General features: G+C 49.2%; 15 protein-coding genes. 8 read left to right on the top strand and 7 right to left on the bottom strand.

What is annotated here, in order from left to right; all coding sequences use genetic code 11:
• Window positions 1-282: 282 nt before the first annotated feature.
• On the top strand, window positions 283-5,658 hold the full coding sequence (locus tag AC27IB_RS10475) for a hypothetical protein (protein WP_487120744.1): 5,376 nt from the start codon (window positions 283-285) through the stop codon (window positions 5,656-5,658).
• Between the two features lie 300 nt (window positions 5,659-5,958).
• The gene (locus AC27IB_RS10480) at window positions 5,959-7,587 is read left to right on the top strand and encodes a glycoside hydrolase family 43 protein (protein ID WP_487120746.1); all 1,629 of its coding nucleotides are present in this window, start codon (window positions 5,959-5,961) and stop codon (window positions 7,585-7,587) included.
• A 4-nt stretch (window positions 7,588-7,591) separates the two neighbouring features.
• Here the strand turns inward: AC27IB_RS10480 and AC27IB_RS10485 are convergent, their stop codons facing one another.
• The 4 genes from AC27IB_RS10485 to AC27IB_RS10500 all read right to left on the bottom strand — a co-directional run bounded on the left by AC27IB_RS10485 (window position 7,592) and on the right by AC27IB_RS10500 (window position 10,325).
• The gene (locus tag AC27IB_RS10485; protein ID WP_296053077.1) at window positions 7,592-7,972 is read right to left on the bottom strand and encodes a VOC family protein; all 381 of its coding nucleotides are present in this window, start codon (window positions 7,970-7,972) and stop codon (window positions 7,592-7,594) included.
• Window positions 7,973-7,996: 24 nt separating this feature from the next.
• The gene (locus tag AC27IB_RS10490) at window positions 7,997-8,503 is read right to left on the bottom strand and encodes a hypothetical protein (protein ID WP_487120748.1); all 507 of its coding nucleotides are present in this window, start codon (window positions 8,501-8,503) and stop codon (window positions 7,997-7,999) included.
• 44 nt (window positions 8,504-8,547) lie between these two features.
• The gene (locus AC27IB_RS10495; RefSeq protein WP_487120750.1) at window positions 8,548-9,228 is read right to left on the bottom strand and encodes a YehS family protein; all 681 of its coding nucleotides are present in this window, start codon (window positions 9,226-9,228) and stop codon (window positions 8,548-8,550) included.
• Between the two features lie 203 nt (window positions 9,229-9,431).
• The gene (locus AC27IB_RS10500) at window positions 9,432-10,325 is read right to left on the bottom strand and encodes a LysR family transcriptional regulator (RefSeq protein WP_296050790.1); all 894 of its coding nucleotides are present in this window, start codon (window positions 10,323-10,325) and stop codon (window positions 9,432-9,434) included.
• Window positions 10,326-10,445: 120 nt separating this feature from the next.
• Between AC27IB_RS10500 and AC27IB_RS10505 the strand changes: the two genes are divergently transcribed.
• The 3 genes from AC27IB_RS10505 to AC27IB_RS10515 are packed head-to-tail and all read left to right on the top strand — an operon-like array spanning window position 10,446 to window position 14,565.
• Window positions 10,446-12,122, top strand: coding sequence for an ABC transporter transmembrane domain-containing protein (locus AC27IB_RS10505; protein WP_487120752.1), 1,677 nt, complete (start codon window positions 10,446-10,448; stop codon window positions 12,120-12,122).
• Complete coding sequence (locus AC27IB_RS10510; protein WP_487120754.1) at window positions 12,115-13,152, top strand: efflux RND transporter periplasmic adaptor subunit; 1,038 nt, start codon at window positions 12,115-12,117, stop codon at window positions 13,150-13,152. The genes AC27IB_RS10505 and AC27IB_RS10510 overlap by 8 nt, the downstream gene beginning before the upstream one ends.
• Window positions 13,153-13,161: 9 nt before the next feature.
• Window positions 13,162-14,565 carry a TolC family protein gene (locus tag AC27IB_RS10515; RefSeq protein ID WP_487120756.1) on the top strand — a complete coding sequence of 468 codons (1,404 nt, stop codon included), beginning with the start codon at window positions 13,162-13,164 and terminating at the stop codon, window positions 14,563-14,565.
• A gap of 44 nt (window positions 14,566-14,609) precedes the next feature.
• Here AC27IB_RS10515 and AC27IB_RS10520 read toward each other — a convergent pair whose 3' ends face one another.
• The 3 genes from AC27IB_RS10520 to AC27IB_RS10530 form a co-directional block, all read right to left on the bottom strand.
• The gene (locus tag AC27IB_RS10520; RefSeq protein WP_487120758.1) at window positions 14,610-17,882 is read right to left on the bottom strand and encodes a S41 family peptidase; all 3,273 of its coding nucleotides are present in this window, start codon (window positions 17,880-17,882) and stop codon (window positions 14,610-14,612) included.
• A 134-nt stretch (window positions 17,883-18,016) separates the two neighbouring features.
• Complete coding sequence (locus tag AC27IB_RS10525) at window positions 18,017-18,229, bottom strand: helix-turn-helix domain-containing protein (protein WP_487120760.1); 213 nt, start codon at window positions 18,227-18,229, stop codon at window positions 18,017-18,019.
• Window positions 18,230-18,231: 2 nt separating this feature from the next.
• Window positions 18,232-18,900 carry a DUF2975 domain-containing protein gene (locus AC27IB_RS10530; RefSeq protein ID WP_487120762.1) on the bottom strand — a complete coding sequence of 223 codons (669 nt, stop codon included), beginning with the start codon at window positions 18,898-18,900 and terminating at the stop codon, window positions 18,232-18,234.
• Between the two features lie 394 nt (window positions 18,901-19,294).
• On the opposite strand from AC27IB_RS10530, the gene AC27IB_RS10535 reads away from it, so the two are divergent.
• The 3 genes from AC27IB_RS10535 (at window position 19,295) to AC27IB_RS10545 (ending at window position 22,105) form a co-directional block, all read left to right on the top strand.
• A complete protein-coding gene (locus AC27IB_RS10535; RefSeq protein ID WP_487120764.1) occupies window positions 19,295-20,896 on the top strand; it encodes an ATP-binding cassette domain-containing protein in 1,602 nt (533 codons plus the stop codon).
• Between the two features lie 103 nt (window positions 20,897-20,999).
• Complete coding sequence (locus AC27IB_RS10540) at window positions 21,000-21,461, top strand: hypothetical protein (protein WP_296050768.1); 462 nt, start codon at window positions 21,000-21,002, stop codon at window positions 21,459-21,461.
• A 50-nt stretch (window positions 21,462-21,511) separates the two neighbouring features.
• The gene (locus AC27IB_RS10545; RefSeq protein ID WP_487120766.1) at window positions 21,512-22,105 is read left to right on the top strand and encodes a GNAT family N-acetyltransferase; all 594 of its coding nucleotides are present in this window, start codon (window positions 21,512-21,514) and stop codon (window positions 22,103-22,105) included.
• Window positions 22,106-22,108: the final 3 nt, after the last annotated feature.

The following is a 22,108-nucleotide window of genomic DNA, read 5'->3' on the forward strand; positions in this document are numbered from 1 at the left end:
CGGGGCGGGGCTATGGACAGTCAAATCCTTCTTATTGCGTCATTACTGTAACGGCTTTATGACCTTCCAAATGGTCACTTCGCATTGGCTAATTCTTTCGAAATATTGATTATCTTGACCTGTAACGCGGATTCGAATAAGTTGTCACTCAACGTGTAACTGGCTTAATTAATTGCAGTTTCTGAATTCAAATAAGCGCAAGGAACACCTGTAATAAAGTTTTTTAAAATTAATTAGATCTAAGCCAATAACGATAACATTTTCTCGCTTAGGGATGAGCATATGCAACATAAACGCCTGCTGTACGTTCTAATCATGTCTGCTCTTTTGTCTGCCTGTGGGGGAGGCGGAGGTTCAGGCAATTCATCTCCTCCTGCGCCAATTGCTGACTTTGATAATGATGGCATTGCAGACTCTGTCGATACCGATGATGACAACGATGGGGTACTGGATGTCAACGACGCGTTTCCTTTTGACGCGATGGAATCTGTGGATACCGATGGTGACGGCACGGGTAATAATGCCGATGAGGACGATGATAACGACGGCGTTAATGATACGGAAGATGCGTTTCCCCTCGATCCTGATGAGTCTGTCGACAGCGATAGTGACGGAACGGGTGACAATGCGGATTTCTATGCGCAGGATGCCAGATGTATTAGTGAGCAAGACGGTAATGGTGACCAGTGTTACCTGACTTATTTCAAACAGAATATTCGCAATATTCATGCTTATTCGTTTAATGAAAAAATTGCCTTTCTGGATGATTCTACCAACCAAATTATTCAGTTGAGTAGTAATACAGGCTCTTTCGAGTCACCCATTCAAATTGATCTGGATGAACGCATTACCACCCTGGTGTACGCGCCAACAGAGGCTAAGTTTTATGCCGGTAGCGCTCAGGGAGCTATTTATAAAGTCGACATGGATGGCGCCATCGAAACTTTCTATCAGTCCAACAACCTCATCAATGAGATCTATCTTATGGGGGCGTTTGTCGGCGTCTTTACCAATAATGCTAACCTGGAAATCTTTGATAAAAATGGTGTTAGTCTGGCCGATGAGTATTTATACGGCGGTCATTTTGCTATGCAGTGGGATGAGGCTTCCTATATTGCTTATTTATATGCAACAGAGACTAGCAACGACCATAATTTATTTGCTGTGACGCTGAATCCTGACAACGGCCAGATTGAATCTCTGAATCAGACTTACCCGGTACCCTCCTCACAAGCCAGTCGCGACCTGTTGCTGCCGCCTCAGCAATCTGAATATTTTATTTATGCGGGCAAAATCTATGAAAAAGGCACCCTGAATCAGATGGCCTCCATTGATATGGCGTCTTCGTCGCATTCATGGACTAGCGAAACCGGGCTGGTTACGCTCAATTACGTGGCAGGTGATACCTCTCTGAGCTGGTTCAATAACCAGTTGGATGAATACACCAGTCAAACCTATGATGGTTCGCCGCTTGCCATTGCCCAGAACCAGTCTCGCGCTATTGTTATTACAGAGCGTCTTGCATATCTACAGTTAAACATTTTTGAGTTTAGCGACGATGTTGACGAGGACTCGGTGAGTAATGCCGCGGATGCGTTTCCCAGTGATCCCGCGGCCTCAACAGACTCTGATAATGATCGGTATCCAGACTCCTGGAATCAAGGCATGTCAGCAGCCGATTCTACGACCGGCCTGACCCTTGACGCGTTTCCTCAAGAATACGATTGCTGGTTAACTGACCATGCTCAAGCCGATGGTACATGCGATTACGCGGCCACGGTACCTGCTTTAATGCCTACTATCACAATGGCGGGTCCTGATGATACGGCATTTATTTACCTGGCGGAGACCGGACGCGTTTATGTTTTTCATGCTGACTCAGGCACCTTTACTGCATCTCTGGGTTTTTCGGCAAATATGTTGTTAGGTCATGTCCAGAGCCCGCAGCATATCGAATACAGCATTGCCCATGAGCGATTCTATTTCCATTTCGGTGACAACATCTTATTTGCTTCGGACTACAGTGAGGGGCAGGTAGCAGAGATGTTTGAAATAGCGACATTTGAAGGTGAGGAAGTGCTGCAACTGTCATTCTCGGTGGGTGACTTCCTGCTGGCGAAAATGCAGGGCAGCTTCGGTACACGTTACCTGCTGGATAAGAATGGTGTCGTGACTGATTCCGATACAGGCTACTATTTTTCAAATACCCTGGCCTGGAATGCTGTTAATAACAAGTTGTATCACTTCCGGGATGGCATTTCACCAAACGATATAATGTTTACTGAAATAAGCCAGACAACCGGTTTGTTTTCTGAAGCAACCGAATCACCTTATCATGGTGACTTTGTTCACTATGGTCCAATCAAAGTCATTAATAATGGCCGCGAAGTGGTTACCGGTGCAGGCAACATCTTCGATGCCGAGACGCTGGTGTGGCAAGGTTCCTATGGCCCGCTTCATGATATAGTGGGGCTGGATAATAACGAGACCTTAATTGTTAACCGCACGGGATCGGCTACACAGCTGTTTCGCAAAGACTCGTCTAACCGGGTGTTGGAAAGTATTCGGTTAGACACCGCTAATGTGCACATTGTCTCTACCGAAAATGAACAAATATTGGTCTACCCGTTAAACGGCCAATTAGTGGTAGAGAATTTCGTTGCCAACAACGATAGTGATGGCGATGGTACAGACAATACCATTGATGCCTTCCCAACCGATGCTTCGGCGTCAGTCGATACCGATAATGACGGCTATCCGGATGAGTGGAATTCGGGCTATTCCGCAGCCGACTCCACATCGGGCTTAGCGCTGGATGCCTTTCCAGCAGACTCAGCATGTTGGTTAGACTCTCATGCGGCGGAAGACGGAAACTGTGATTACGCAGCCACCATGCCCGAGTTTACACCTGCCGATACGCTTATCGATGATAATGGTATTGTTTATTTGTTGAATGCAAACAATGCCACTGTCTATCGTTGGTCTTCGATTACTGAGGACTATATTAATCCTATCCGTCTTGGTCAGAGTAATGGGTTTGTGCAATCTACACTGACCGCGCTGGCATTCTCAGGTAGTCAACAGCGACTGTATCTTGGCTATTCAGATGGTGAAATAACCTTTGTAGACGTGCAGGGCGAGTTGACAGAACAGCCATTTTATAACTTGTCACAGCAAGTTGACGGTCTGGTAGCTGTGGGCGAGTTTGTTCTTGCTCAGGATTCAAGTGGGTCCTGGGAGTCTCATTATGTTATCGATCAGAATGGCAATCTGACCGATAGTCAGGACTGGAATCATTACTCTACCGATTACGCCTGGAATCCAGCTAACCAACGCGTCTATTTTTTCAGAAGTACTACATCTCCCAATGATCTGCATTATGAAGTGATTGATCAAAACTCGGGTCTTATCACCGACAGCGGTGAAACGCCCTATCATGGTGATTACATTATTGAGGGGCCCATATTGATTACCGCAAGCGGTCAACGTGTTCTGCTTGGCTCTGGCGACTATTACGACGCTGATGATTTAACCTGGCTGGGTAATATTGGCAGATTTGATGATGCAGTAACATTAAGTAATGGCCAATTACTCTTGCTTCGTCAGACCTCCGGGGGCTTTAACGTCGTCAGGATGGATGACACAAACCGAGCTCTTGAAGAGTACTCGTTAGACGTCGAGCAGGCGAGCCTCATGAGTAACGGAACCAATCACCTTCTGTTTACTATAAATGATGGTGCGTTTGGCTTAACACCAGTGGTTGCTAATGATGATACTGATGGCGACGGCGTAGTAAATACAGCGGATGATTTTCCAATGGACATTGCAGCCTCAGTAGATACCGATGCTGATGGATATCCCGACAACTGGAATAGCGGGTTTACAGAAGCTGATTCTACTACCGGGCTAATGCTCGATGCATTTCCTAATGAGTCTGCTTGTTGGCTTGCAGAACATGCCGCAAGCAACGGTACCTGTGATTATGCGGCAACTTTACCCAGTTTTACGCCGTCTGAAACCGTTATCGATGAACTCGGTGTGGTTTATCTATTAAACTCACAAGATAGCAAGGTATACCGCTGGAGCAGTGAAACTGAGACTTACCTCAATCCGCTTCAGGCAGGCCAGCTCAATGGGCTGTTATTAGAGTCGCCTGCTCATATGGCCTATTCAGCGGCACACCGCCGCTTATATTTTGGCTACGATGACGGTGCAATTACCTACATTAATCTGGATAGCGACCTGTCACAACAGTCCTATTTCAGATTACCGTTAGCAGTGGGCGGACTGGCTGCAACCGGAAACTTTGTGCTTGCTCAGGACGCAAGCGGTGCATGGAATACACATTATATTATTAATGAAAATGGTACCTTAACGGACAGCGAAGACTGGAATCGTTACTCCCGTGAATATGCCTGGAATGAAGCGAACAATCGGGTGTATTTCTTCCGTGATCAAACATCGCCAAACGATTTGCACTTCGAGGAAATTAATCCGACATCGGGTGAAATTACCGCCGACGGCGAGACCCCTTACCATGATAGTAGTAACATCAACTTGCCAATCAGAGTCATTAATAATGGCGAGCATGTAGTACTGGGGAGCGGTGTTATTTATAATGCTGGCGATCTCACCATTGCTACAAACCTTGGCGTAGAAGTGACCGACGTAGTAGGTTTCGATGAAGTGTTTATGGCAATCGTTGCAGACAATGGTAGCCAGACACTCAATACATTCCGTAATGACAGTCATCGTTTATTGGATTCTCAACCCCTCGACGCCAGTGTGTTTGCTATATTCCCGTGGGGCCAACAGCTTGTTATGGTCGGCCGCGAAAGTGGTGAGTTTACATTCTCTGTGTCCAACACCGGTGACAGTGACGGCGATGGTATCCCGGCCTGGTGGGAAGTCACCTACAGCTTGTCTGATGAAGACGCCTCTGATGCGCTTTGGGATAACGATGCTGACGGTTTAACCAGTCTTGAAGAATATACTCTGGGCACGAACCCTGAGCTTGAAGACACCGATAGCGACGGCCTTTTGGATGGCACTGAAGTAAACACCTATCAGACCGGGCCGTTAACAGCCGATACCGATGCAGACGGGCTAAGCGATGGCGATGAGGTATTAACCCATGGCACTTCGCCACTTGAGGTTGATTCTGACTCTGATTCATTCAGTGATGGTGATGAAGTGCTGCGCTATGGCACCGATCCTTCAGATGCCAATTCGGTACCTGATGCAATCACCAGCTATAGTGAATCCTTCGAAGCGAATGCAATCCCGGCCTTGTTTGATACGACCACAGAAAGCGACGCGAACTGGCAAATCTCCACCTTTGAACCACAGGAAGGGAGTCAGAGTGTTCGCTCAGGTACTATTTCTGATAACGAAACTAGCTCCATGACACTTACTGGATTGTTCGCAACCGGAACCCTGGCGTTTGATGTAAAAGTCTCTGCTGAGGCCTGTTGCGATATTCTTGAGGTTTATGTCAATGATGCGCTAACCCTGACTATCAGTAACGGTGAGTGGAGCACAGAATACCTCGACCTCAATCAGGGGGTTAACACCATTGAATGGCGATATTACAAAGACAGCAGTGTCAGCGATGGGGAAGACGCCGCCTTTATCGACAATATAGTGTTCAGCCAATAGCCGTGATACTGGCCCGTGAGGCTAATTAAACCTGAATGAAAAACCGGCTTCTGCCGGTTTTTTTCTGCCAGCGAATTGAACCAAAGCCTGCTGCTAATGGCTACCGGACGGTGAGGCAGTTTGCAGGGCGTCTTTGCGCTACAAAAGTTAATAAATAGTTAAATATAACAATCGGTTCGTCTTAAAAGGTAAAGCCTGTGGCATTTACCCAGCCGTTCAATTTGCCTAACGTGCAACACTTTGTAATGCCGAATTCTGTTGCGGTATTGGTTGCGAGTGTTAAACGGGTGAGTGTTGATTATGATTAAACGGATCGGTGTATTTAGCAGTTTGGTATTCGCTTTTCTTTGTTATCAGACGAGTGCTGCACAAAATCCGGTTATCTGGGCTGACGTACCGGATGTCAGCACCATCAGAGTGGGCGACACCTATTACATGAGCAGTACCACTATGCACATGAGCCCGGGCCTGCCCATTATGAAATCCAGCGATCTGGTTAACTGGGAGATAGCAGGCTACGCCTATGATCGGTTGGTTGAAAACGACAAAATGAATCTTGAGAACGGTCAGGACGCCTATGGCAAAGGCTCCTGGGCCAGCAGCCTGCGATATCACAACGGGATGTTCTATGCCGCCACGTTCTCAGCTACCACCGGTAAAACCCATGTTTACAAAACCCGGGACATTGAAAATGGCACGTGGCAGGCCCACGAATTTGCACCGGTGTTACATGACAATTCGTTGTTCTTTGACGATGACGGCCGTGTTTACATGATATACGGCGGCGGCAAAATTTCCCTTGTTGAGCTTAAAGCTGATGCGTCAGATCTTAAGCCGGGCGGCACACACAAAGTCATCATCGAAAACGTCAACAAGGCCTTCGGTGAGAATGAAGTTGGCGGGCTGCCGGGTGAAGGTTCGCAAATGCATAAGATTAACAAAAAGTACTATTTGTTTACTATTGCCTCGCCGAAAAGTCGTTGGGCCCGCTCCGTGATTATCCACCGTGCCGACAACATTGAAGGGCCGTGGGAAAGCCGGGTGGCGCTGGATTATGCGCACATAGCCCAAGGTGGATTAATCGATACACCTGAGGGTAACTGGTATGCCATGCTATTTGGCGATCGGGGCAGTGTCGGGCGAATTCCGTACCTTGTTCCGGTGACCTGGCAGGATGACTGGCCGGTTCTTGGCGAAGACGGTAAAGTGCCGGATAAACTGGCGTTACCAGATAATGAAACCGGTATGCAGGGCATTGTCGCTTCAGACCACTTTGAGCGCAGTGCAGGGCAGCGCCCGTTGCCACTGGTATGGCAATGGAACCATAACCCGGATAACGCCCACTGGGCGGTGCTGAATAATCCTGGCCGCTTAAGAATTACTACCGGGCGCACCGACAAAACCGTACTCACAGCCAAAAATACCCTGACACAACGAACGTTTGGCTCTCATAGTTCGGCAACAACTGCCATCAATGTTCAGCACATGAAGGCGGGCGACGTGGCAGGACTGATTGCACTGCAGAATAAATATGGCTATGTGGCGGTGAAAGCGGGTAGTAACGCTCAGAAATCCCTGGTGATGGTACGTTCTATTCTGGGGATCGACAACGAGGATGAAAAACAAGGGATCGTGGGTGTACATCAACTGAGTCAGGCCTACGAAACGCTGGCTACACTTGGGGTAGAACAAGACCGGGTTTATTTACGCATCGATACAGATTTTAGCCGCGATATTGCCACGTTCTATTACAGCCTGGATGGCGATAAATGGCACAAAATAGGTAAGCCTCTGCAAATGCTGTATACCTTTACCAAACACTTTATGGGGTATCGCTATGGGTTATTTAACTATGCTACTGAGCAGGCCGGCGGGTATGTTGATTTTGATTATTTTCAAATCGGTGAATCCCATGATAAACCGTTTTAAGCCGTTACGCTTTGATATTGACCTTCCAGGGCGGGTTTAAGCGATTTTCACCGGCCCAGTACAGCTTAATTTTATTGCCTGAAGGGTCTCTTAGTACTGCCTCTTTCCACAGGTAGCGCTGCTCAGTTGGCGGCTGTTCAAAGGGGATGCCCCGTTGTTGTAAAGTCTGGTAAAGCTCGTCGAGCGCTTCATGCTCAAAATAAATCACGGTGGGGTTAGCGCTAGCCTTATCTTCCAGCGCCAGCGAAAACGTTGAGCTCCCCTGGGGGCAACTAAAGCGTGCATAGTGGGGCGTATCCACTATCTGGGTAAAGCCCAGGGTTAAGTAAAACTGCACTGCTTTGTGCATATCCTGAACTGGCAGGGTAACCTGATTGAGTTCCATAACGAATAACGCCCCGGATTGTCTTTAATGAGAGTTAAGGTGATGCGAGCGCCACTGCACCAGATAAAATACGATTGCGCCAAGCATACCACTGTACAAGCAGAGTTTATGCAATGCCTTTACCGATACTATACCGAGTAATGGATTAACCAAAGTCAGTGGATAGGCGGGTTGCACATCGGCATGCATAATGGCATCAAGCCCCACATGCGTATAACTGCCAATGAAGGCACTTAAAAAGGCCACCCGCCAGGCAATTTTGAGCGGTTCGGGCTGGCTGGTGATCGCCATTATCCTGAGGCCAAGTTCAGATAAAGGTTTACCCGTGAGCGCAGCGATAATAGCAATCAGTGAACTGCCCACCAGCGTATGAGAGAAGCCATGTACATGACCGTGTCCCACCACCATTACCCACAACGGTTGTATATCCATAATGATTTGGGTCCAGCCAAAAACCATTAAGCTAAAGCTGCTTTGCAGCAGCGCTTTAACGAACAGGCCCGGGCCCATATGAAGTGGGGTAAATGGCATAGCTGAGGCTAACTCTATGGCAGGCTTTAAACGACCAGCAGATGTTAATCCTGCTGGCGTTTTTTAGGCGGGCGCTTCGCGCCGTTGCCACTATCATCCGGCTTGTGCCAGGCCGATATGCGACCGCCCGTTTTAGTGCGTTTTTCATCGGGCTTTTTAGTGGCGACGTTGCGCTTGGGGGCCGTTTTCTTTTTCAGTGATTTTCTAATCGCCGGGGAATTTACCGGCGTTGCATTATCCGTTGTTGGGCTGGATACATCCGGCCTTAACTTTCGGGCCAGTCCTAACAGGAAGTAGCGCAATACCTGATCGCCACAGGGTTTAAAATTACGATGATCAGGCTTACGGAAGAAGGCCGACATTTCGCCCTTACTCATATTAAAATTGCCCAGCTTCATTACTTCAAGCATATCGTCATCACGAAACGATAAGGCAATGCGTAATTTACGTAATATTTCGTTGTTACTTAAAAACTCCCCCCGCGCCAGTTGCGGAGGAGGAGCATCCGACTGGGCGCCGCGCATCTTTATGATCAGGCCGTCCAGAAACATTGCCATTACGCTGTCACGGCAGGGCAAAAAGCCGGCTTCTTCTTCTTTTTTCATGTTGGCTTTCAGATATTCAATATCCATTTTGTAGCCAGCTAACTTAAATATATTTATGGCCGCAGTATCGTCTATTCGAAGGGCGAAGCGCACTCTGCGCAAAACATCATTGTGATTCATGTCGGGACTTATTAGTTGTTGGAGGCCTGTTGAACCTGGGTTTCATTGCTGTTTGCCTGAAGCAGATTGAGCCGGTATGGCTAGCAGGCCTTAAATAGGTGGCGGTTATCACCACTTCACTTACCAATAGTATACGTTAAATCGGTAAGCAAGGTATGGTTTAGTGCGCTTCTGTTCACAAAAATGCACCCGGTAAACATTGCTTAGCCCAAAAGCGTCCTGGCCTCCGCCACTATGCTATTCACCAATGAGTGCTGAGCGCGGTTTTTGCCGGTGATAGCATAAAAACGCTCAGTAATATCGGTGATTTCACCGATGCAGGCCACATTGTAAAAATCCGCCACATGACTGGCGATAGCCGAAGGGGCACAAAATACCCCAAAGCCTTCGCTGCCGAACACTTTTAATAAGGCACTATCGTCAAACTCTGCCACAATTCGGGGATAGAGTTGATTGGCTTCCAGCCAGCTGGTCAGGCCAAGGGTAATGCCCGACTTAATGCCCGGTAACAGTAAACTGACGCCGTTGAGGGAGCGAGGAAACGCCTGGTGATGATTCACCTGTGATTTAGCGGCAAAAAAACTTAAATGGGACTCGCCTAAAAAATAGCTGTTGGCGTTTAACTGTGTGCCGGGGGCGATCCCTCTGTCGGCAATAACAAGGTCGATATGGTTGACAGCTAAGTCACTGATTAACGAGTCAAATGGTCCTTCTCTGAAAATAAAGCGTACATTCCCGGAGAGGGCCATCGTGGCATGTACAAAATCATAGGCCAGGACCTTGGGAATAGCATCGGTAATCCCTATCACAAAGGTCTGAACAATGGTTTCGTTATCGGCGTGAAGTAACTCGACTAACCTGGCGCCTTTTTGAAATATTTCGCTGGCATGCTGGTACACCAGTTTGCCTTTGCTGTTAAGGTAGAGCCGTTTACTCACCCGGTCAAACAGCGAATAACCCAGTTGTTTCTCAAAAGTACTCAGCTGACCACTAACGGTTTGTGGAGTAACATGTAACAGTTTAGCGGCACTGGCGATACTGCCTTCCCGGGCAATCAGGTAAAAGTAGTAAAGGTGATGATAATTTAACTGATGCATAATAAGGAATTTCCGATGTTTATATTAGAATATAACAGTTTTATTCTTTTTTGTCGGCGGTTTATTATTGTATTTAGTAAATAATGGTGCGCTTGTATATTTAGTTGAGTGAATGTTGAAATGGAAAAAAACATCGATCTACGACAAACCAAAAAATACCTGGTGTCTTTGATTAAGCCTGAGGGCGGATTTTTTGGGGTAGCGGCAGTGTATGGTGTGGCAATCAGCTTGCTCACCCTGGCCGTGCCGATTGCGGTGCAAACGCTAATTAACAGTATCGCCAATATTGGTTCAATCCGGGCGGTAACCATTCTGGCTACGATCCTGTTTACCACGTTATTTATATCGGGCATTTTCAGTGCGCTGCGGATGCGGGTGATGGAATATTACGAGCGCCGCGTATACACCCGGCTGGTTTCCCAACTGGGGCTTAAAACCATTATGGCCCCACACAGCTTTTTTGAAGGGCGGCGTAACACGTCGATTACCCATCGCTACTTCGATATTATGACCCTGCAAAAAAATATCCCTTCACTGATGGTGGATGGTTTTGCGCTGGTACTGCAAATTATTGTGGGGTTTACGCTGGTGTCCTTTTATCACCCGTTTTTGTTTGTCCTCAACATGATTATTTTACTGGTAATGTATCTGGTGTGGAAAATCTGGGGGCCGGGGGCTAAGCGAACGGCTATTGAGTTGTCTCAAACCAAGTACGATACCGCTAAATGGCTAAATGATGTTGCTGCCGCCCATGAGTTTTTCAAATCGTCGGATCATATGGATTACGCCGGGCGCAATACCGAGCATTTTATTAAAAGCTATATCGCCAAGCACAAAGGCCACTTTACCTTTACCTTTTCTCAGGCGGTTTCATTTCTGTTGCTGTACGCCTTTGCCAGTGCAACCCTGCTTGGTCTGGGTGGCTTTCTGGTGGTACAGGGGCAGCTTTCCATCGGTCAGTTAGTTGCAGCAGAGCTGATTATGTCGGCGGTCTTCTTTGGTATCTCGCGGTTTAGCCAGTACCTTAAACTCTATTATGAATTGTATGGCGCGGCTGAAAAAATCGGTTCGGCATTGGTTATCCCGCAGGAAGAAACTCACGATGACGGGGCGCGTATTCCGTCGTCTTCCAAGCTGGTATTTAAACGTCTGGCTCTGACCCACTTTGACGACAGCTGTTATCTGGATGCTACGCTGGAAGCTGGCCACAAGTACTTTATAACCACCCGTAAGAGCTGGGTGCAAAAGCAATTGGTGGGTTTCCTTAAGCGTTTTGAACGCCCGGCTAAAGGTGAAATTTTGTTGGGTGACTTTAGTTTGTTCGATTACGACATGTATGAACTCAGGCAGGCAGTGAGTACCCTCGATCGCTCCCTTATTATTGAATGTACTATTGAGGAGTATTTACGGCTGGCTGCACCAGAGGCAACAGTAGCTGACGTGCGCAAGGCGCTGGAGTATGTGGGGCTTGATGAAGTAGTCGATAATCTGGATGACGGCATTGCAACGCGAATATCAGTGCTTGGCGCGCCCTTGCAACCGCTGGAGTTTTTGTTGTTGAAACTCGCTGCCGCAGTATTATCCAAACCGCAGGTACTGGTCATCAATCAACATTTCGATGCCATTCCGCATAGTATTAAAGAACGGCTGGTGGCGCGTATCGCCCGGTTGGACTGCACGGTGTTGTACTTTACCAATATGCCGCTCAAGGGGGTGTTTAACGCCACTCTGAACTTGCAGGATGTGTTATACGTGGAGGACAGTGATACTGACAACCAGGGAGAAGCTCATGAGTAAGGCTGAAAACCGTTTTATGCAAAATATCACTTCCTTGCCCGCGCAGATTATTCCCAGTGTGCATAAGGTGGTGTGTTGGGTAATCGCTTTTTTAGTGTTAGTGGTGGCCGCCGGTCTTTACTTCACGCCCTGGATCCAAACTGCCCATGGCTCGGGCGCGGTAGACTCCCTCGATCCCGTAGACCGCATGCAGGCGATTTCGGCGCTCGTTGATGGCCAGATCCAAACCTGGCATGTCCGGGAGGGAATGCAGGTCAGAGCGGGCGATCCTATTGTGACCCTGATAGACGTGGATGCTCAGCGTCTGGAAAAGCTGCAGTCGCAGTTAGCCGCTACGCGACTGGCGCACAAAGCTAACGAAACAGCAGTGGTGAATGCTGAAAGTAATTTAGCACGCCAGCAGTCGCTGCAGGAGCAGGGCCTGGTGTCACGCAAAGACGTTGAAGCGGCGTTGATTAAAGTGCAGGAACTCAAAGCCAAAGCCGCATCGTCGATGGCCGATATTAATCAGGTTTCCATGGTGCTCTCCCGTCAGGCGACCATGACCAAAACGGCCCCGGTGGATGGCACTATCCTGCGCCTGTTTAACGGTGGCGGCTCGACCTTTGTAAAAGCCGGCGATGTGCTGGCGCAGTTTATTCCTAAAAACGCAGAGCGTACTGTACGGGTGGTAATTAGCGGGCTGGATGCGCCGTTGGTAAAACCCGGTGCGAAGGCACGCCTGCAATTTGAAGGCTGGCCGGTATTTCAGTTCAGCGGCTGGCCAGGCACGGCCATTGGTACCTTCGGCGGGGTAGTCACCTATGTTGAGCCTGTAGCCGACGCCAGCGGTGCGTTTCAGGTATGGATCCGGCCTGATGAAGCGGAAATGCCCTGGCCAGAGGAAAATATTGCCCGTCTTGGCAGCCGTGTAAAAGCCTGGATCCTGCTTGAAGAAGTTCGCCTTGGCTATGAGCTGTGGCGTCAGCTCAACAACTTCCCGCCACAAAAGCCGGCCACCCAGGCCAGTCAATCTGCGCCAGGTTGGTAGGGAGTAGCAATGAAAATACGCATGATAGCGCTGGCATTACTGGGTATAAGTTGGGGAGCTGTTACACCGCTCAAGGCTGAGCAGGTGCTGCCCACCGTGCCATCCCTTATTGACAATATGCAGCAGATGCATCCCTATGTGAATGTACTTAATGAGAAAAATAATCAGCTTTTGTATGGGCTGCAGAGTGCTCAAAGTGAGTTCGATGGGCGTATTGAACAGGATGTGAGTGGCCGCGTGGCGGGCTACTATGACGGCTCCGCCGCAGCCCAGCGATTTGTAAAACCGCTGGGAGAAATGAACGCCAAACTGATCAGCGAATACCGGGTGGCTACGGGCGACTTTCCGGTTTACGAGGAACAATATAATACTTTGTCAGGTGGTGAGGCCAGTATTGGCGTTGCGCTGTCGCTGTTGCAAAATCGCACTATTGATAAACGCCGGGTAGGGGTTACTAATGCCCGTTTATCCATTGAGCAGTACCAGGCCGAATTAGCGCTGAGCATGAATGACTTTTTGTACAAGGGGCTTAGTCAGTATTTAAAATGGTACGAGGTGAGCCTTAAAATTGCGGCGGTGGAATCGCTGCTCGATACCCTCAAATACCGTCGGGAAGGGCTTTCAACCCGCCTGGAACGCGGCGATTTAGCCGAAGTTGACCTCACCGAATTTGAAGCCAGCATACTGGAGCAACAACTGGCGTTGTCGCAGCTGCGGCAAACCCAAAGGGCCTCGGCTCAGGCACTGGCTTTTTACTGGCGTAACAGCGAGGGGCAGTCACAGGTGATTGCCAGCGATGCCACATTGCCAGATGATATACAGTGGCCGTTTACGATTACCCCTGCCCAGGCCGCCCGATTGCGCAGTGCCATAATGCAACATCCCGCCTTAGCCGTGCTGCGCACGGAGCAAAGCGTTACGCAGAATAAATTTCGACTGGCGGAGAATCAGTTACTTCCCAAGCTCGATGTCAAGGCGCTGGTGGCTAAAGATATGGGCAGTGGCCCCACATCGCTGGCCGAAACGGAAGGCAAGATAGGCCTGACATTTTCTTACACGCTGGGTAACCGCAAAGCGAAGGCTGAACAAGCCACCATGCGCTCAAAACTTAAAGTGCTCGAATATGAGGTAACGCTGGCTCAGGATCAGCTTAATCAGCAATTTGAGCAGGCCTATGCCTATTGGCAACAAGCCCATGAAGTACTGGCGCTGCAGCGCAAAAATGCGGATTTGGCGGTGACTTTATCGCAGCTTGAACGCAAACGTTTCGACGCCGGTGACAGTGATATGTTTAAGTTAAATGCGCGGGAATCGGGGGTTCTCAAGGCCAAATTAAAAGCCATTGAAGCGCAGGTGGATTTACTCGCAGCAGAGCTTACCCTGCACAAAGTGGTTGCAGCCGTTACGTCTTAGTCAGAAAAGCGCTGCCTCCCAATGGGAAGCAGCGCATCGGTTAGTTATAGCTCAATGTCATCAGCCGGCGTGGTAACGCCAGGATAAGCTTTGGGTTTAAGCGGTTTGACCGGTCGCTGCTTGATACGCTGTTGCAGGTATTCAATGGCTGCATCCAGTTGCGCATCTTCACCCTTAAACGTGGCGTGTGGCAGGTTATCGACTTCAATATCCGGGGCAATGCCCAGTCCTTCTGTGATCCATCGTCCGTCTTCAGCAAAGACCGGCAGTTCAGCCACCCGTGCCATACCGTTATCGGCCAGGCGGTTGCGGCCGCGCAACCAGATACCGGCACCAGCGGTCTGCTTGCCGATTACCGGGCCTAAATCCAAGGCTTTAACGCCCGCGGTGAAGGTTTCACCGTCGGAATAGGTGTACTGATCGGCCAGCACCACTAAATGGCCACGGAAGGTTTGTTGCATATTGCCATTCGGCTCGCGGTTATCACTGGTCCAGAACATCCAGACTTTGCGTAACAGCTTCTCTAAAATCCAGCTTTCAATATTGCCACCGCGGTTACGACGTACGTCGATAATCAGCCCGTCTTTCTGATAAGCCGCGTAAAATTCGCGGGCAAAATCCGATACGTCATTACTGCCCATCGCATACAGGTGCAAATAACCAATATCCAGGTCAGCCTGCTCGACTTTCTGTCGGTTGCGCGTTGTCCAGTCCTGGTAGCGTAAGCGGGCATCAGTACGATTGCTTACCGGGTAAACAATGGTCTGCAGGGCTTCGCCCTGGCGGTTTAAGCCCAGTAATACCTGCCGACCGGCCTGGTTAAGCAGTGCCTGATGTAATTCAGCCAAGGTGGTTACCGGACGTGCATTAATACTGGTAATAATGTCACCTTCCTGTGCATCGGTACCGGGTTTTAACAACGGTGATGCCTTGGCTGGAATCTCATTATCGTACTGATAAATACTGGCAATTTGCACGCCCTTGTTGGTTTGCAACAAGTTGGCCCCTAAACTGGCAGGAGAGGGACGATCCGGCTCCTGCGGAGAATCACCGCCATACACCTGCGAGTGCAGTACATTAAGCTCGCCGGTCATCTGGCCAAGCACATCATTGAGTTCAGCGCGATCGGTAATACGGGCCACCAACGGCTCGTACTTCGTTTTCATTGCCTCCCAGTCCACACCACGCATGGCTTTGTCGTAGAAATAATCTCGGTGCATCAGCCAGGCATCATGAAACAGCTGTTGCCATTCCTGCTGTGGGTCGATGCGTAACTTCCAGGCCGATACATCCGCTCTTTGGTCGGTGGTGTCAGAGGGGAAGCTGCTGCCTGCGCCCACAATATAGATCTGGTCGTTATTGCTGCTTTGCTTTAACAGCAACATACTCTTGCCATCAGTACTTAATTGGTAGCCGCTCAGGCCAGCCGTAAAGGTGCTGGTTTTATGATGCGGTGTTTGTTCAATGGCCTTAAGCACCGGTTTGCTGCCAGGCTCGGTCACCCGGTCCATGACGTACAGGTATTTGCCATTAGCGGCCAGATTACTGTAGTTCCCCGGACTCACCGGCACCTGCCAGAGTCTGTTAGCTAGCTGCTCCCAGTCAATAAGCGGTGCCTTAGGGGTCTTGTCTTCTTCCTCGCTGTCGTTGTCTTCTTCCTGCTCCACCTGTGCCGTCAGTTCGGTGGGCTTTTGGAAAGGGAAGGCGGCGTCGGCTTTCAGGGCATAAGCGAAGATCTGTGTACGCCGGTCGAAAGTCGTGCCCATGTTGCGGTCGCCCCAGGGCGAGCGGGTGGTTGGGCTAAATTCCCGGTCCGACAGGAAATACAACCATTGCTGATCCTGACTAAACGCCGGTGAATAGGAACTATACTTATCGCTGGTCAGCACCTGACCGCGGTTTTCGGCAAAATTGTGAAGGTAAATACGCTGGCGCTCATCCCCTAATTTACTCGTAGTAATGGCCAGCAACTGACTGTCGGCACTAAACACAATGTCTGCATAGGGGCTCATTTCGGTCTGGCCGGAGTAAAGCTTTTCACTTTCGCCTGTGTTGATATCGAGGATCCACAGGTCGCCGTTAAAGTCGTCGAAGGCGAGTTTGTTGCCATCGGGCGAGAGCACCAGTTGCCAGCGGCTGATGCTGGCGTCGCTGGTGAGCTGTTTGCGCTCGGATGAGCCATCGGCAGCAAATTGCCAGATTTCCATTTCGCCACTGGCATCATTAATGGCATACACCCAATTACCGTCGTGGCTTAAAATAGCCTTGCGCGAACGTGAAGCTGCAGGTGTGTCAATTTCCACCAGGCGTTTGCCGTCGGTGCTGGCTATGGCCAGACGGCCGCGGGCCGTGAGGATCACCTGTTTGTTGTCGGCATTAAAATCTACCGAAGTCAGGTATTTGGTGGGTTTGGTCAGCCAGTTATCCCGTAACTGAGGAAAGTCGCCACTCAGGGCTATGTCCAGTGTGCGGGTACGGCGTTTGGCAATGTCGTAAATTTTAAGGTCAGCGCCATGCTGAAAAATAATCCGGCCGTTATCCAGGCTTGCCCGCTTGATGGGAAAATCCTGAAAATCGGTGAGCGCTCTGGCGTTTTTACCAGAAGCCGACATCACCCACAGGTTGTCGTTACCGTTCTGATTACTGACAAAATACAGTTTGTCGTCAGCCACCATAGGTTCGCGAGCCGAAGCGTCGTGGGCGTCTGTCAGCAGCAGCGCCTCGGTTTGGCTGCCAAGTTTATAACGCCACAATTCACCCTGGGCACCGCCGCGATAATAACGGGCGTTGTCGCGTGACACCTGCAGGCCAAACTGGGTGAAATAAAGCGTGTCAGAGGCTTCGTCAATGGCGCCCTCAATGGCATCGGCAACCGGTACTTCCTCGGTATTCAGGGTAACCGGATCCACCTGTTTTAACGACCAGTTATTGGTGGGGCCTACCCGGGTATTGGTGCTATATAGCAACTTGCCGCCGCTGGTCCACTGCTGCAGATAAACGTAGCTGTTTTCAAAGGTTACCCGCCTGGCCAGTCCGCCTGCGGTGGGGATCACATACACTTCGGTTGCGCCGTCATAATTAGCGGTAAAGGCAATTTGTGTACCGTCTGACGAAAAGGCCGCTTGTTGTTCCTGCGCCAGATTAGTGGTCAGGCGGCGGGTGGCTGCGTTTGTCATGTCATGCAACCAGAGGTCGCCTTCGGCAGTAAAGACCACCTGGTTATTGTGCAGGTCCGGGTCGCGGTAGTAGCCGGATTTGGCCATGGAATGGCAGGACATGAGCAACAGGCTCATGCCGACAATAGTTCGTTTTTTCATGGTGTTAGTCACTTTGTCGTCGTTTTTTATAATAGGTCGTGCTGAGGGCAGTAAACGAAAGAAAGTCAGTAAAGTCAAACCGGGGCCGACAGATGGCTGTAAATCCCGGTTTGCTGGCAGGAGCAGGGCTAATGCTAATCTTCTTCCAATTGAATAAGGTCACCCGGCTCGCAATCCAGTGCCTCACACAGGGACAGCAGTGTGGAGAAACGAATAGCTTTGGCTTTGCCGGTTTTAAGCGTTGAGAGATTAGCCATGGTGATACCAACGCGTTCTGACAACTCCGTGAGTGACATCTTGCGTTGCAGCATGACCATATCCAGATTTATTTTAATGGTTTTAGACATAATTATATGGTCAGTGATTGTTCTTGCTTCATCTGAAAAGCGTACTCAAGGATCTGGGCCAGTACCAGCAATGCTCCGCTAATCAGGATCCCTTCAATGGGTATTGAAACATAGGGGGAAAGTTGAAGCTGCTCATGAAACACTCCGATTTCAGCCAGTATCGCCATGCCGCACAGGTAGGTAATAAAAGGCGAAACAATGCTATATACCAGGATAATCAAGCCCAGCTTTTTTACATAAGCGACATTTTCTAAATCGAAAATACGCTGACTAGCCAGGTTAGCGAACAATTTACGCAGGTTATAAAGCGCGAGCAAACTGAATATACCGCTAATGAGTATTCTGTCTGTATTGGCAATAAAAAAGGCTGCCTGGCCGCTGGTATTATTGAGCTTGAGCTTGCCATCAACCTGCATAATCTCACTCGCTGCCGCGGTGACATCATTGGTAATTACCCTGGCGTTAAACAAGTATTCGATATCAGTATGACGTTCGCTGATTTCCGCGGGAATATTTAATCCGACAACGAGGATAAATCCAACTCCCACAACCATTGCAAGAACGCTAAAATAATATAGAAAATCGAACCATACCTTAAGCGCCGGGGTGTATTTAGGGGCTGGTAACTGGCTACTAGTATTCATAGTGTCTGATGATTCCTGATTTTTCATGGTCGTTTCCTTGCTTAGTTATGCTGGCTATTACTTTAGCTTTAATTTTCTTTTTTACAATAATTTATTATCGAAAAACAATAAACAATTATCGCTTTTCGTTATTTTTCATTACTGTTTACCTGCTTACATGAGCGCCGAATCTGTAACAAAATGTTGTGATCGCTTGCAATGCTCATGGCTGTTGGTTAAATTCTGCGCATAATTTTATGCGGAATTAGCGCCATCATGAACAACTAAGCCTGTCGTCCATTTTTATTGTTATTTTTTTTGGATCTACAGGGTTAGTCGGCGTAGCTCACTGTCGAAATAGTATGGCGCTTTACCGTCGCTATACTGCACCTTAATATTTGCATGTGCTGCTAGGCTGAAGCCCGCTTCTCGGGAGGCGCTAATGCCGATATTTCAAGCACAAAATCTTGGTTTTCAACTGCCCACGGGCGAAACGCTTTTTCATTCTGTAACCGTATCAATGACCGCTCAACGTGTTGGACTGGTTGGCGATAATGGCGTCGGCAAATCAGTGTTGGCTGGGTTGTTAACCGGTCAATTGACGCCCACTCAGGGGAGTGTTTGCTGTAAAAGCGCTATGGGGGTTTATGACCAGCAGGCCTCACACCTGATAACCAATAACGTTACTATTGCCGAAGCGCTGGGTGTTGCGGCGATACTCGATGCACTGGCTCGCATTGCGGCTGGTGAATGTGCCAGCGGGTTGTTTGATACCGTAGGTGAGCAATGGGATTTACCGGCGCAGCTTACCCGTCAGTTGGCAGCACTGGGATTACCTGATGATCCCCACACAACTTGCGCCACCCTCAGTGGTGGACAATTGGCAAAGCTGCGGTTGTGGCAGCTGTTCCAAAGTAACTATCGGTTGTTAATTCTTGATGAGCCATCCAATCATTTGGATTGCCGTGCCCGGCGCTGGTTACAGGGACAAATAATGTCGACCAAAGCCGCAGTGCTTGTTATCAGCCACGACCGCAAGTTACTTCAGAATATGAAGGAAATCTGGGAACTTACTGAATCGGGTGTACAAGTTTATGGTGGCAATTACGTTCATTATGCTCAACAAAAGGCCTTGGCCGAGCAGGCCCTGGGCCGCCAGATAGAGGCCGTCAAAAAGCAACAAAAACAACTACAAGAGCAAGCGCAGCGTAGTATTGAAAAAGCCCGGAAGCGAGCTGTACAGGGGCAAAAGTTGCGCGGGAGTCAGGCGAAGTGTTTGCTGGATAAACAAAAAGATCGCGCTACGGCCGGCGCCGCCAGCCGCACCAAAAATAGTGAGGGCAGGCAAAAACAGTTACAGCAAAAAGCCGATAAGCTGTTGGCTGAGCAAACCATCAGCCAGCAACAAGCTATCTATTTGTCGGCGACCAGTGCAGGCAATAAAAAGGTCATTACGCTCCTCAACGGTGTGCTGGCGTATGGCTGCTCGCAGCGAATCAACCTGCAGGTAGGAGAGCGTGACAAGCTGCATCTGGTGGGGGATAACGGCAGTGGTAAATCCACGTTATTAAAAACGCTGATGGGGCAACTGGCACTGCGAGCTGGTGAGCTGCATATTCATACCCGGCTGTGTTATCTGGATCAACATTTTAGTTTGGTGAACCCGGCAATGAGTTTGCTGGAAAACCTGCTAACGCAGTGTCCCGACTTAACCGGGTCTGAAGCTCGCACGTTATTGGCTGGCATTGGCTTTCGCCGCGATAATGTTTTTAAACGAGCCGGTGTTTTAAGTGGTGGCGAGAAGATGAAGCTGGCCATGCTGATTGTCAGTCATCAGCCTGAACAGCCCTTTTTATTGCTGGATGAGCCGGATAACCATCTGGATATAAACGCCAGCTCGATGCTCGCCTCGGCGCTCGGAGCGTATCAGGGGGGCTTTATATTAATCAGTCATGATGAGGTGTTTGCAAAGGAAGCGGGTTGTCACCGCAAATACACGCTTCTCACCACAAAAATGACGCCGGTGTCACCAGTCTGTGTATGAGCTATGACGGGGGCTGACATTGTTGCTCGCATTTTGTTTAACGTTGCTGTACAAAGGCAGTAAATCAACGTAGGTTCTACGCTTTTATGAGTCACGAGCAACAGTGAAAGTTTACCCGCAAGCCGGAATAGACCGGTTATTTTTTGGTATGACCATGCCCGAGGTACGCCACGCATGGGGGCAGCCAGAGGAGATTTATCATTTTCATCCCCTTTGCGACAGCCTTGAAGACCGCGATGTAGTGTGGCAATACGCTAACGGAACCGAGCTGAGTTTTTCATCAAGCGACAACTTTGTGCTGGGGACGATTTCGGTGTCATCAGTTGACACCGAATTGGAGGGTAAAGCGGTTATTGGTAAGTCGATTCTGGAACTTAAGTTAATGTTTCCCGGGCTGGAACTCGATGATGATTTTGACGAATTTGGCCAGGATTATATTTTACCAGAACTGGATGTCTCCTTATGGGTGGTTGCTGGCAAAGTCGATTCCATTAGTATGTACCCTGATTATGACGAACATGGCAGCATGAAAGTAAACCAACAGCTTATTGAGCAGGGTGGTTAGTTTACCGTTACCATCGCAACCGGGTAATGATTAATCAGAGAAACGAAACAATGGCCTTAGTTACCCCCGTTACACTCACCGCCAACGGTGTCAAGTTGGAACCTCTTGACGTTCATCACGAAGCCGGCTTAAGCGAGGCCGCCGCGGATGGCGAGTTATGGCAACTGCGTGTGACCTCCGTTCCGGAGCCTGACAATACCGCTGAGTATATTCGAGATGCTCTGAAGAGCCGCGAGGCGGGGCAGCGGTTTGCCTTTGCCGTTATCGAACAAAACAGCGGCAAAGTACTCGGCACAACCAGTTATCACGATATTTTGCCGGCAGTGAAACGCCTTGAAATAGGCTATACCTGGTATGCCAAAAGCGCTCAGCGCACCCACGTAAATACCACCTGCAAGTTGCTTATGCTGACGCATGCTTTCGATGAGCTGGGTTGCAACGTGGTAGGATGGCGCACCGATAATTACAATTATGCCAGCCAACGGGCCATCGAACGTTTAGGTGCTAAAAAAGACGGTGTTATCCGAGGGCATCACAAACGTCGGGACGGCACAATCCGTGATACGGTTATGTATAGTCTTCGCAAGGGTGAATGGCCAGAAGTCCGGGCTCACCTGAATTATCTGTTGAGCCGTTATGCTTAAGTG

The sequence above is a fragment of the Alteromonas sp. 4NH20-0104 genome (assembly GCF_057547795.1).